The organism is Massilia sp. CMS3.1 (assembly GCF_051262535.1).
Taxonomy (GTDB): domain Bacteria; phylum Pseudomonadota; class Gammaproteobacteria; order Burkholderiales; family Burkholderiaceae_D; genus Telluria.
In genome coordinates this window covers 25,572-38,486 of sequence record NZ_JBIMES010000008.1, presented here as the reverse complement: position 1 = coordinate 38,486, position 12,915 = coordinate 25,572, and the positions used below count along the sequence as shown (strand labels likewise).

The window sequence follows — 12,915 nt, the reverse complement described above, 5'->3', positions numbered from 1 at the left end:
CAATGCGCCGCGAGCTTACAGCAAAAAGGGCGCCAGCTTGCGCTGCCGCCCTTTCAATACGTGGTCAATCGTCGCTTAACGTAGACCCGCGATGTAATCGGCCACCGCTTTCATTTCGGCGTCCGAGAGGCGCTGTGCCAGCGTCGTCATTTGCGGGCTGTTGCTGCGCGCGCCGGTGCGGAAAGCGACCAGCTGGGCCGTCGTGTAATCCTGATGCTGGCCGGCCAGGCGCGGATACTGGATCGGGATACCGCCGGCGGCGGCGCCATGGCAGCTGGCGCAGGCGGCGACGCCCTTCTCGGCGATGCCGCCACGGTAGATCTTGCGGCCCAGCTCGACCGTGTCCTTGCTTTTCGCTGCACCCTGCTTGGTTTTCTGGATGGCGAGGTAGGCGGCGACGTTGCGCTTTTCCTCGTCGGTGAGCATCTTGGCGTAGGTGGTCATGACCGGATTGACGCGTTGCGGCGTCGTGAAGTCGACCAGCTGCTTGTGGGTATAGGCTTCGATCTGGTTCGACAGCTTCGGATTGGCTGCCATGGTCGAATTGCCGTTCGCGCCGTGGCAGGACAGGCAGGCCGGCAACCCGCGCGCGGTATCGCCGCTGTCGTACAGGGTGGCGCCTTTGGCGGCGTCGGGTTTGACGGCGGGGCGCTGCGCTTCGGCTGCGCCGGCAACACTGCTGAGCGCCAGGCTTGCAACCAACAACGTTTTCACGAACACCGCATTAGCGGACGGTACAGACACACGATTCATTCGAGCACCCTGAAAAAGTCGACAACAGTTTGATATATAGCGGCCTACTAACGCCCTTGACAACCCCTTATTGTACAATAGCTTTGTTTCCCTATTGCTTCATTTCATTGCATTTTTCATCTCTCCCCCATGTCCAAACTCTGGCAAGCCCGCTTCTTCACGACCGTCAACCAACTGCGCGATCTCCCCAACACCGTGGTGCCCGAGATCGCCTTTGCCGGCCGTTCCAACGCGGGCAAGTCGACCGCGATCAATATCCTGACCAACCAGAAGGGCCTGGCGTTCGCGTCGAAGACCCCTGGCCGCACCCAGCACATCAATTATTTCTCGATCGGCGGCGCCCACGTCGCCCAGCACCGCAAGGACCCCACCATCGTCGAGGAAATCCGCTGCATGCTGGTCGACTTGCCCGGTTACGGCTATGCCGAAGTGTCGGGCACGGCCAAGCTGCATTGGCAAAAGCTGCTGGGCGACTACGTGCAGCGGCGCGAGCAGCTCGCCGCGCTGGTACTGATCATGGATTCGCGCCGCCCGTTCACCGACCTCGACACGCAGATGCTCGAATGGTTCGCCCCGACCGGCAAACCGATCCACTGCATCCTGACCAAGGCCGATAAACTCAACCGCAACGAGCAGGCCAACGTGCTGCGCGAGGCGAAGGGCGTGCTCGAGAGCTATGTCGACGAAGATGGCGAAGGCTTCCCGTTCACGGTCCAGCTGTTCTCGGCCCTGAAACGCATCGGCATCGAGGAGGCGGACGCCAAGATCCAGCAGCTGGTCGGCCTGGACATCGAACCCGAAGCAGCAGACGAAGAAGATGCCGGCGACGAAGGCACAGACGACGATAACAACGAAGGCACCGACGACAGCGCCAAGGCTCCCGACCAATCCTGAAGAAAGCGATCACGATGAGTTCCATCATTACCGGCCAGTACCCAGCCACGCGCATGCGCCGCATGCGCCGCGATCCGTTCTCGCGCGCCATGATGCGCGAAAACACCCTTACCGCGTCGGACCTGATCTATCCGGTCTTCATCCTCGACGGCGAGAACCAGCGCCAGCAGGTCATGTCGATGCCGGGTGTGGAACGGGTCTCGGTCGATATTTTGATGGGGGTGGCCGAGGAATGCGTGGCGCTCGGCATTCCGGTGCTGGCGCTGTTCCCGGTGATCGATGCATCGCTGAAAACCTATGATGGCGTGGAAGCGACCAATCCGGACGGCCTGGTGCCGCGCGCGGTGCGGGCGCTGAAAAAGAATTTCCCGCAACTGGGCATCCTGACCGACGTCGCACTCGACCCGTTCACGACCCACGGTCAGGATGGCTTGCCGGACGAAAACGGTTATATCGTCAACGAAAAGACGATCGACATGCTGGTGAAACAGGCGCTGGCCCAGGCCGAAGCCGGCGTCGACATCGTCGCGCCATCGGACATGATGGACGGGCGCATGGGCGCGATCCGCAACGCGCTCGAAGAACACGGCTTCATCCACACTCGCCTGATGGCCTATTCCGCCAAGTATGCGTCGGCCTTCTACGGGCCCTTCCGCGACGCGGTCGGTTCGGCCGCAAATCTCGGCAAGGCCGACAAGAACACCTACCAGATGGACCCGGCCAACAGCGACGAAGCCTTGCGCGAAGTGGCGCTCGACCTGGCTGAAGGCGCCGACATGGTGATGGTGAAACCAGGCATGCCCTACCTGGACGTGGTGCGCCGGGTAAAAGACGAGTTCAAGGTCCCGACCTTCGCTTACCAGGTCAGCGGCGAGTACGCGATGATCAAGGCGGCCGCGCAGAACGGCTGGCTCGATCACGACAAGGTCATGATGGAATCGATGATGGCCTTCAAACGCGCCGGCGCCGATGGCGTGCTGACCTATTTTGCGCTGGACGTGGCGAGAAAACTGAAGGCCGGTGGATAAGTTCTGCGGCGTCGAATGAAAAAACCGTGCCGAGGCACGGTTTTTTTACGCCCGAGCGGCCGGGTATGGCTCAATACACCTCGACGTCCACCCCCAGCAGTTCGACCGCGCCGGCGTCGCCCATGCCGTGGTGCCCCATCGCCGCATGCAGCGGCACCACACGTACCCGTAGCGTGCCGTCGCTGCTGGTTCGCTGGCTGGCGCCTGCCGCGCCCAGCTTCTCGCCCAGCGGCAGCGCGAACGTCAGGGCGCCGCTATGGCGATGCTTGCCGAACATCATGATAGTGCCGAGGTAGAAAGGGCTGTTCGCGTCGATCATGGCGATGTCGTCGGGGCCGTTGAGCACCACCACATAGGGATCGTGGGCCATGTTGTTGAAGTTCAGGGTAATGTTGGCGACCAGCGTGGTCCCGGAGGACACTGCGGCCTCGATCGTCGCAGCGGGCACCGCCACGGCGGCGCTGGCCGGCTTTTCACCAGTTACCCGACGGCTGAGGACCGTCCCCGGGAAGGAGCGCGGGCCCGCGGGCCGCGCGCGCGGCCGGGTATTCGTGCGCGGCACCGCCTCTTCGCCCGAACCGGGCTCGTAGTCGTAGCTGAAAGCCGCCATCGAGGCATACGCGCCGGCTGTAGTGGCCGTTACCGGCGCGCCCTGCTGGTCGACGAAGAACAGCAGCGGTTCGCGCGCCCAGCGGTAGTAGTCGGTCGCCTTCTCCGCCGCGGACTTGTGCTCGTCCGGCAGGTCGGTGCGCAGTTCCACACCGTCGGGCAGCGTCGGCAGCCCAAGGCGCTTCTGCTTGCGTTCCCACACATCCCAGAGGCGATCCATGTTGCCATGGTGGAGGAAGAAGATCGGGTCGACCGGAGAGAGCATGTCGGTCATGAAGCCCCGGGCCTCGACAAAGTTGCAGTCGCGCGAGCCGACGCAGCGGTGCACCGAATTGTGCGGCTTGGCCTCCAGGATGCCGAAGCCGGCCGCCGTGAAATGATTGGAACTTTTCGGGCTGCCGAAGGTCGCGTAGTCCGGCGCGGCGAGCGCGGCGAGGATCGTGGCCTTCGACACCGAATCGGTGGTGGCGGCATTGAACTCGGGGCGCTCGCGGCGCAGGCCGCGCGCGCCCGGCTGCTCGTAGAACATCCGTCCCGACGGGTCGGTCAGGATGTCGAACATCAGGTCCTGCTCGAAACGCATGCTGCGCGCGAGCAGCTGACCATACTGCGAATTGCGGTTGAAGACGCCGCCGGGCGAGGTCCAGTAGCCGGCATTGGCGATCGCCGCGCGCAGGCGGTTGTCGAAGTCGGAGGCGGTCGGGATATACGCCTCGTGGTTGGGGTCGAGCACGTCGTCGAACATACCGTCGGGCAGCTTCGGCTCCGCGGTCCAGTCCCAGTAAGGCAAGGCAAAATGCGGGTAGCCGCTCAGGTCGCGGCAGATCTGCTCGAACCAGCCAAGATAGGCGCGGTGCCAGGGCAGGAACCACCAGTTGCCGTGCGGGCAATCGAGGGTGTGGATGATGGCGTGGCGGTACCAGTTGCGTGGGTCCTCCGGCGGCAGCGCCAGCATCGCGCGCACGGCCTTCGCGTAGAACTTGAGCATCCGCTTGCCTGCAGGACTCGATGCGTTGGGGCGGCGATAGGTACGTGAATGGGGGCCGGGAGTGAATGACGGTGCCGCCGCCAACCCGAGCGGCATCAAGCCCCCGAGGAGGGCAGCGCCAGTTTTCTTCAGGGTATCGCGGCGTGACGGATTAAAGGCGGGCGGCTTTTTGTTCATGGCATGCTCCGACGAGTCGCCCGCCTGCACCCGGAATAGGCACGAACCGGCTGGGCATGGTGCCAGCCTAACTCGTCCGTAAATCTTGTCGATGGTGCACCGCAAAGGTGCATGCCGCATGTCAGCGCGCCGGCGGCCTCTGTTCCGGGAACATTTCCTTCATCAGGAAGGCGTGCAATTCCGCCGTATCCTTCTGCCGCGCGCTCATCGTGATCACTTTCCCGAGACGATGCGAATCCCATTCGAAGTCGCCCGTCTTTTCGCGCCGGATCAGTTCGATCATCTTCTTGACCACGGCGGTCTCGACATCCGGCTCGCTGCCCTGCTCCACCGTGACCGAGGTCAGCCAGCGGCGTTTGAAGTTCGGGTTCCAGCCGCGGAATTTCAAATCCATGCTGTGGAAGGTCTTGTTCGAGATCGAGAAGACGCCCCCGCTTTCATTCGCGTCGTCGGTGCCGCGCTTGTTGACCGCGGCGATGTTGGCCAGCGCATTGCGGGTGCCGCGCGCGGCTTCGCTTTCTTCGGTCGAAGTGCTTGGATCGGTGGCGCCTCTGGCCTGGCGGCGCTTGGCGATGTATTCCGCCATGTCCATCTCGGGCGGAATTTCCTCGCGCTTCGCCTCAGGCACCGGTTCCTTCTTGGCGACCTCGACCGGTTTTTCGTCGGGAATGGTAATCGTGTCGGGCAAGCGTTCGACACGCGGTGTCGTTGGACGCGGGCGCGGGGTATTCGTCGGTTTGGTGGGCGTGCGCACCGCCGATTTTTGCGGCGGCGGCGGTTTCGAAGGCGTCGACAGGGGCGCTACGTAGACGACCTCGCCGCCATCGGGCGGCCGGGCTTTTTTCTCGGTCTTTTCCGGCTGATAGAAATACAGCGCGACCAGCAGCAAGTGCAGCAGGACCGTGACGACGAGACCGGTGCGGTTCGTACGCCGATCGCCATACTGCGGCACGACACGGTCAGGCAGGGGCTGCCCGCAATGCTGGCACACATCGCCGTGGTCTACGCAGGAATGGGAATGGTCACGCAAAATCGATAGCACTTTCCGGAAAGCCGAGTCAGCGAAATGCGGCGAATGCGAAGTCTACCCGGTTTGGGTCTTCCTCGCACGGCCGCCTTTTGCCTGAGCTTACAGGTGCATCAGCCTGATGGTTGTTACAGGATGTTTCAGCCTGCCCGCGCCGGATGGTGTTTCACCGGCTCGTGAAGCTGCGGTTCGTGCTGCTGGACGTGGCCGGCTTCCGCCGCGGCCACGTCGTCGTCGGTCATCGGGCCGGTGCCGCTGTACTTGTCGAGGTACAGGTAGATGACCGGCGTGATGTAGAGCGTGATCACCTGCGAGAAGATCAGGCCGCCCACCACGGCGAGACCGAGCGGCTGGCGCAGCTCGGCGCCGGCGCCGATGCCCAGCGCGATCGGCAGCGCGCCCATCATCGCCGCCAGCGTCGTCATCAGGATCGGACGGAAGCGCAAGATACACGCTTCGCGGATCGCCTCTTCCGGCGTCATGCCGGCATTCCTCTGGGCGTCCAGCGCGAAGTCGATCATCATGATCGCGTTCTTCTTCACAATACCGATCAGCATCAGGATGCCGATCATCGCAATCAAGGTCAGGTCCATGTCGAAAATCCACAACGTGAGCAGCGCGCCCACCGCCGCCGACGGCAGGCCGGCAAGAATCGTCAACGGGTGGATATAGCTTTCGTACAGCACGCCGAGCAGCACGTAGATCACGCCGATGGCGGTGATGATCAGGATCAGCTGGCTCGACTGGGTGTCCTGGAACACGGCCGCGTCGCCACCGTACTGGGTGATGACGGAAGCGGGCAGCTTCATCTCGCGGCCCATCTCGGTGATCGCTTCGGTGGCGTCGCCCAGCGGCACGTCCGGCGCCAGGTTAAACGACAGCGTGATTGCCTGCAATTGTCCCTGGTGGTTGATCGCGATCGGGCCGACCGTGCGGCGCACGCTGGCAAAGCTCGACAGTTTCACGAGCTGGCCCGAGTTCGAACGGACCGAGACCTTGCCCAGCGCATCGTCGTAATAGCGGTCGGCTTCGGCCGCTTCGAGGATCACGTAATAGCTGGCCGCGCTCGAATAGATGGTCGAGACCTGGCGCTCGCCGAAAGCGGCGTACAGCACCGTGCGCACGTCGGCCATCTCGACGCCGAGCAGTGCCGCCTTGTCGCGGTCGATGTCCAATGTCGCTTGCAGGCCGCGGTTCTGCGAATCGCTGGTGACGTCGCGGAATTTCGGATTGGCACGCATGCGCTCGAGGAACTGGTCTGCCCAGCCGCCGATTTCGCCGCCCGATACGCTTTGCAGCGTGTACTGGTAGCGGCTCTTGCTCTGGCGCCCGCCCAGCTGCAGGTTCTGCACCGGCGACATGTAGACCTGCACGCCGGCAATGTTGCGCGTTGCCTTGCGCAATTCGTCAAGCACCACTGGCATTGCCGGACGTTCACTCCTCGGCACCAGCACCAGGAACATGCGGCCGGTATTGCCGCCGCCGGTGAACGAGGTGACGTCCTGCACCGCCTTGTTGGCGCGCATCGCATCGACGACCTGGCCTTGTAATTCCATCAGCTTGGCCGACGAGGTGTCTTCCGCCGCTTCGACCGTGATCCGCAATTGGCCCAGGTCTTCCTCGGGGAAGAAGCCTTTCGGCATCGTCGAGTACAGGATGCCGGTCAGCACCAGCGTACCGAAGGCCAGCATCAGCACCAGGAAGCGAAAGCGCAGCGCATGCTCCAGGCTGCGCGCGTAACCGTTGCGCACACGCAGGAACCCGGCTTCGAAACGGCGCCCGATCCACGACATCTCGTGCGGCTCGACATGGCCGCCGCCCTTGAGCAGGCGCGAGCACAGCATCGGCACCAGGGTCAGCGACACGACCGCCGATACCAGCACGGCAAGGCCGACGACGACGGCAAATTCGCGGAACAGTAAACCAATCACGCCCGGCATGAAGAAGATCGGGATGAACACGGCCACCAGCGAGATCGAGATCGAGATGATGGTAAAGCCCATTTCGCGCGAGCCGACCAACGCTGCGTGGAAGGGTTTCTTGCCCAGCTCCATGTGGCGCACGATATTTTCCAGCACCACGATCGCATCGTCGACCACCAGGCCGACGGCCAGCGTAATACCGAGCAAACTGATGTTATCCAAACTGTAGCCGAACGCGTACAGCAGCGAGAGCGCACCGAGCAGCGAAATCGGCACCGTCACTGCCGGAATCAGGGTCGCTGTCAGGCGGTGCAGGAACAGGAAGATCACCAGGATGACCAGCACGATGGTGCCGGCCAGGGTCAGGTTGACGTCGTGGATCGCTTCGCGAATCGAGATCGAGCGGTCGTTCACCAGGTGGATCTTGATCGAGGCCGGCAATTGCTGCTCGAATTTCGGCATCAGCGCGCGCACCGAATCGACCACCTGCACGGTATTCGCGTTCGGCTGGCGCTGCACCATCAGCACGATCGAGCGTTCGCCGTTCAGGCTGCCGGCCGCTTTCACGGACTGGTAGCTGTCTTCGACATGGGCCACGTCCTGCAGGCGCACCGGCAAGCCGTCGCGCGTGGCGACGATCAGTTTGGCGAAATCGGCCGCTTTCATGAGCTGGGCGCCACCCTGGATCGTCAGGGTCTGGGCCGGGCCGTCGAGCACGCCCAGCGGTGCATTCGAGTTGGCGGCGCGCAGCGCGGTCGCCAGTTCATCCATCGAGATATTGCGCGCGTTCATCAGGTCGGAACGGGCACGCACGCGCACCGCGAAACGCTTCTGGCCGTTGACCGTGACCTGGGCGATGCCCGGCAAGGTCGAGATGGCCGGCGAGACCATGTTTTCGGCGTAATCGTTCAGCTCGGCCAAGCCCATCGAAGGCGAGGTCATGTGCATGAACAGGATCGGCGAGTCGGCCGGATTGACTTTGCGGTAGGACGGCAAGTCGGTCATTTCCAGCGGCAACTGGCGCTGGGCGGCCAGCAGCGCCGCCTGGACATCCACCGCCGCCTTGTCGACGTCGATCGAGGTGTCGAATTCGAGCGTCAGATTGGTGTTGCCCTGGGTACTGGTCGAGGTGATGAGCTTGATACCGGCGATGGTCGAGAACTGCTTTTCCAGCGGCAAGGCGACCGACGAGGCCATCGTCTCGGGGCTGGCGCCCGGCAGGTTGGCACCGACGTTGATGACCGGAGTGTTATAGCTGGGGAGCGCGGCCACCGGGATGTGCATGTAGGCCAGAATGCCGACCAGCACCAGGCTGATCGACAGCAGCACGGCCATCACGGGACGGCGGATACACAGTTCGGACAAGTTCATGCGGCTTTATCCTTTCCGCCTGCAGGCGCAGCTGGCGTGCCTTGCGGCTTGGCGCCCGCGAGGCGCACTTTGCCGCCCGGACGCAGGTTCTGCTTGCCTTCGGTAATCACCTGCTCGTTGCCCGCCAGACCGGTGACGGCCGCATTCAGGCCGAATCCATGCTGGCGTGCAATTGGCACCTGGCGTGCGGTGCCATCCTTTTCGACCACGTAGACGAAAGTGCCCTGGGCGTTGATGATAATCGCATTTTGCGGAATCACCACCGCGTCCTTGATCGTGCGCACGGTAATGCGCGTATTCACGTATTGGCCAGGCCACAGCAGGCCGTCGCTGTTGCCGAACTGCGCTTTCACGCGGATCGTGCCGCTGGTCGCATCGACCGTATTGTCGACAAAGCTGAGCTCGCCGGTGACCGGTTTCGCTTCAACGCCAGTGGTCGCTTCGACCGCGACCTTGCCCTGCCTCTGGGCGGCCAGGACCGAACCGAGGCTGGACTCCGGCAGGGTGAAGGAGACGTCGATCGGGTCGAGCTGGGTGACGGTGGTGAGCGAAGTCGCCGGCTGCACCAGGCTGCCCGGATAGACGTTGATCGCGCCCACGCGCCCCGCCATCGGTGCGCGGATCGACGTATAGCTGGCGCTCACCTGGCTGGCGCGCGCGGCGGCGCTGTTGGCGGCCAGCGAAGCGCGCGCCGCATCGACCTGGCTGCGCAGGGTATCGACGGCGCTCTGGGCGAGGAATTTTTGGGCAACCAGTTCCTGGCTGCGCTTGTACTGGCGCTCGAGGTCGGCCAGGGTGGCGCGACCACGCTGGACCTCGGCCTGGGCCTGCGCCACGCTGGCCTGGTCGCTGCGGTCGTCCAGCGAGAACATCAACTGGCCGGATTTCACGAACTGGCCCTCCTTGATGTGAACGGTGCGGATGGTGCTGGTGGTCTGCGGGCGCAGGTCGACGGTGCGCTGGGGCGTGACGGTGCCGTTCGCGGCGACGTCGACGCCGACATCCTGGCGTGTCGGGGCGACCACGTTGACGGTGGTGGGCGGCTGGGCGCCACCCTTGCCGCCCTGCGCGTCTTGCGCTTCGGCGCCGCGGTTCAGGTACCAGGCCCCGGCGACGGCTGCGGCCACGACGATGGCGATGGTGACGAGCGTATTTTTTTTCATTCGTGTCCCTGGCCGCGTACCGGCGGCTGTATCAGTCAATAATAAATTAAGTGGCAAGTATGGCAGCTGCGTGTGACAGCGTCATTTCCCGGGATAGTACGCCGGCAGCATCAGCGTGACTTCCAGGCCGCCGTCAAGGTGGTTCGCCAGCGCGATGCTGCCGCCGTGCTGTTCAGCGATGTTGCGGGCAATCGTCAGGCCGAGGCCCGTGCCGCCGGATTCGCGCGAACGCGAGGTCTCGACGCGGTAAAACGGATCGAACACGCGGGTTTGCTCCGACTGTGGAATGCCAGGGCCGCTGTCGCGCACGCGGATGCGCGCCGCGCCATTCACCCGGTCGGCCGCCACTTGTGCCTGGTGACCGTATTTCACCGCATTGTCGATCAGGTTACCGAGGCAGCGCTGCAAATCGAGCGGACGGCCCAGCAGCGCCATGCCCGAACGGCCGTTGAGCGTGACCGGCTGGTTGGCGTCGGCGGCATCGTCGCAGACCGCGTCGAGCAGCGAATCGAGGTCGAGCAATTGCATGCTTTCGGTGGCGTCCATGCTGCGCGCCAGGTCGAGTCCTTCACGCACCATCGCCTGCATTGCCGACAGGTCGCCGATGAGGCGCTCCTGGAGCTCGTGATCGGAGACTTTTTCCAGGCGCAGGCGCATGCGCGTGAGCGGCGTTTGCAGGTCGTGGGTGATCGCGGCCAGCATCTGGGTGCGCTGGAAAATGTACTGGCGGATGCGCGCCTGCATGGCGTTGAAGGCGGCGCTGGCCTGGCGGATTTCGCTCGCGCCCGTCAGGTCAAGCGGCGCGCGGTTGATGTCGTTGCCCAGGTCTTGCGCGGCCTGGGCCAGCTGCTTGAGTGGACGCGTCGTCATGCGTGCAACCAGGTAGGCCAGCACGGCGATGCTCAGGAAAAACAGCGCGAGGACGGCGCGGTAATCGGTCCCGGCCGCCACCAGCGTACGCGGCGGCAAGACGGACAGGTGCAATTGTTCGCCGTCGCGCAGGCGCACGTTCAGGTTTTCGCAGGCGCCGCGCCATTCGGCGCTGAGCAGGCCGTACAGCAGCGGCATGCGCGGCGGATTGGCACAGGCGGCCGGCCCCTCGGCAGCGGAAGAAATCTGGTATTGCTTGCCGAGCCGGTCGGACAAGGTCCTGGTGAAGCTGGTCGTCTGCGCTGCGACGGTATGCAGCGGACCGGCTTCAAGCTGCAGGCCGGGCCGGTTGGCCACGCCCAGGTAGGCACGCCGCGCCGATGCCGGAACAATCTCGGTTGCCATGATGAGTTGCTCGGCGCGTTCGATCAGGGTCTGGTCGCGCTGCCGCTCGAACACGCGCTGGCGTTCGACGTCGGCCAGCCACTGGGTCAGCGCCGCCGAAATCAATATACCGAGGAGCAGGGTCGCAAAGACACGGCCCGTCATCGAGCCGAGGAAGGCTTTCACGCTGCGGGCTCCACGGTGACCTGGCCGGCCAGCACATAGCCGCCGTTGCGCACGGTTTTGATGATTTGCGGCATCCGCGCGTCTTCGCCCAGCTTCTGGCGCAGGCGGCTGATCTGGATGTCGATCGAGCGGTCGAACGGATCGGCGTCGCGCCCTTGCGTCAGGTTCAGCAGCTGGTCGCGGTTCAGCACGCGGTTCGGGTGCTCGAGGAACACGCGCAGCAAGCGGAATTCCGCCCCCGAGAGCATGATCACCATGCCGTCGGGATTGAGCAGGTGGCGCGCGGTGAGGTCGAGCGTCCAGCCGGAAAAGCGCATTTGCTGCACGTTTTCGGCCGGCGCGTTGGACGGCATCGCATGCGAGCGGCGCAGCACGCTGCGGATGCGCGCCAGCAGTTCGCGCGGTTCGAACGGTTTCGGCAGGTAGTCGTCGGCGCCCATCTCCAGGCCCAGGATGCGGTCGAGCGGCTCGTTTCTCGCCGTGAGCATGATCACCGGCAAGCTGGAACTGGCGCGCAACTTGCGGCACAGCGTCAGGCCGTCGTCGCCCGGCAGGTTCAGGTCGAGCACGATCAGGTCGGGGCGCGACTCGTCGAGGATTTTCCACATGGCGACGCCGTCGGCGGCAGCGAGCGCACGGTAGCCGTTCGCCTCGAGGTAATCGGCCAGCAACTGGCGGATGTCGCGGTCGTCGTCAACGATGAGAATAGTAGATGGATTGTCCATGGCGCCGATTATCCTTGCTTACAAAGGGCGTGAACAGCGCATTTGTATCTGTATGTATATGGAATAAGGAAGGAAACAAACTGATACAAAGATCGTGGCAGGGGACACGCTACGCTTACACTTTTCCGCCATGATGAGTCCTGTGCAGCGAGCAGTGGATGCACGCGCAACCGGCACACACCCGACTGACTCACACACTTAAGGACATCACATGCACACCCTTCACAAGAAGCTCTTCATCGCCCTGACCGCGCTTGGCATCGCCGGCACGGCCGTCGCCCAGACCGCTGCGGTGCAGGCCTCCGAAGGCCGCCATGGCCAGGCGGTCAGCCTTGAACAGCGTGCCGCCCACAAGGCCGAGCGCCACGCCAAGCGTGCCGAACGCCAGGCAAAGCATGCGGCGAAACTGCGTGCGGAACTCAAGCTGACGGCGCAACAGGAACCGGCCTTCGCCGCCTTCATGGCTGCCGGCAAGCCGGCCGGGCGCCAGGATGCACGGATGGGTGGCGAGCGCGCCAGTCTGGCCGCCCTGCCCGCGCCACAGCGCATGCAGCAGCGCATCGAGCGCCAGAAGCAGCGTACCGCGCGCATGGAAGCGCGCCTGACAGCCCTGACCAACCTGTACGCCGTGCTGACGCCGGAGCAGAAGCAGGTGCTTGACAGCAAAGCGATGCGCCTGGGCGGCAAGCACCGTGGCCAGCGCGGCGACCACGGCGGCCATCGTGGCGAGCGCGGTGCCGCGCTGCAAAGCTAAATCGTTTAGGTAGTAAAACGACAAGGGATGCCGCGGCATCCCTTTTTGTATTCGCGGAGGCGCG

The 12,915-nt window shown here is 64.0% G+C and carries 10 protein-coding genes; 3 read left to right on the top strand and 7 right to left on the bottom strand.

Annotation, left to right across the window (positions count from 1 at the left end; all coding sequences use genetic code 11):
* Positions 1-75 precede the first annotated feature (75 nt).
* Positions 76-753: a c-type cytochrome gene (locus ACHAC9_RS14250; protein ID WP_435760651.1), complete on the bottom strand. Its 678-nt coding sequence runs from the start codon at positions 751-753 to the stop codon at positions 76-78.
* A 129-nt stretch (positions 754-882) separates the two neighbouring features.
* Between ACHAC9_RS14250 and yihA the strand changes: the two genes are divergently transcribed.
* Together yihA and hemB are read left to right on the top strand one after the other, a co-directional pair.
* Positions 883-1,647 carry a ribosome biogenesis GTP-binding protein YihA/YsxC gene (gene yihA / locus ACHAC9_RS14245; protein ID WP_435760650.1) on the top strand — a complete coding sequence of 255 codons (765 nt, stop codon included), beginning with the start codon at positions 883-885 and terminating at the stop codon, positions 1,645-1,647.
* Between the two features lie 14 nt (positions 1,648-1,661).
* Positions 1,662-2,675 (top strand): porphobilinogen synthase, encoded by a 1,014-nt coding sequence (hemB, locus tag ACHAC9_RS14240; RefSeq protein ID WP_435760649.1) that lies wholly within the window; start codon positions 1,662-1,664, stop codon positions 2,673-2,675.
* Positions 2,676-2,745: 70 nt separating this feature from the next.
* On the opposite strand, the gene ACHAC9_RS14235 is transcribed toward hemB, so the two are convergent.
* The 6 genes from ACHAC9_RS14235 to ACHAC9_RS14210 form a co-directional block, all read right to left on the bottom strand.
* A complete protein-coding gene (locus tag ACHAC9_RS14235) occupies positions 2,746-4,449 on the bottom strand; it encodes a tyrosinase family protein (RefSeq protein WP_435760648.1) in 1,704 nt (567 codons plus the stop codon).
* Positions 4,450-4,570: 121 nt separating this feature from the next.
* On the bottom strand, positions 4,571-5,401 hold the full coding sequence (locus ACHAC9_RS14230) for a hypothetical protein (RefSeq protein ID WP_435760647.1): 831 nt from the start codon (positions 5,399-5,401) through the stop codon (positions 4,571-4,573).
* 215 nt (positions 5,402-5,616) lie between these two features.
* On the bottom strand, positions 5,617-8,769 hold the full coding sequence (locus ACHAC9_RS14225; RefSeq protein ID WP_435760646.1) for an efflux RND transporter permease subunit: 3,153 nt from the start codon (positions 8,767-8,769) through the stop codon (positions 5,617-5,619).
* Positions 8,766-9,932 carry an efflux RND transporter periplasmic adaptor subunit gene (locus tag ACHAC9_RS14220; RefSeq protein WP_435760645.1) on the bottom strand — a complete coding sequence of 389 codons (1,167 nt, stop codon included), beginning with the start codon at positions 9,930-9,932 and terminating at the stop codon, positions 8,766-8,768. The genes ACHAC9_RS14225 and ACHAC9_RS14220 overlap by 4 nt, the downstream gene beginning before the upstream one ends.
* A gap of 81 nt (positions 9,933-10,013) precedes the next feature.
* Positions 10,014-11,372 carry an ATP-binding protein gene (locus ACHAC9_RS14215; protein ID WP_435760644.1) on the bottom strand — a complete coding sequence of 453 codons (1,359 nt, stop codon included), beginning with the start codon at positions 11,370-11,372 and terminating at the stop codon, positions 10,014-10,016.
* Positions 11,369-12,097: a response regulator gene (locus tag ACHAC9_RS14210; RefSeq protein WP_435760643.1), complete on the bottom strand. Its 729-nt coding sequence runs from the start codon at positions 12,095-12,097 to the stop codon at positions 11,369-11,371. The genes ACHAC9_RS14215 and ACHAC9_RS14210 overlap by 4 nt, the downstream gene beginning before the upstream one ends.
* Positions 12,098-12,308: 211 nt before the next feature.
* Here ACHAC9_RS14210 and ACHAC9_RS14205 point away from each other — a divergent pair, with 211 nt between their 5' ends.
* Complete coding sequence (locus tag ACHAC9_RS14205) at positions 12,309-12,851, top strand: Spy/CpxP family protein refolding chaperone (protein ID WP_435760642.1); 543 nt, start codon at positions 12,309-12,311, stop codon at positions 12,849-12,851.
* The last annotated feature ends 64 nt before the right edge of the window (positions 12,852-12,915 follow it).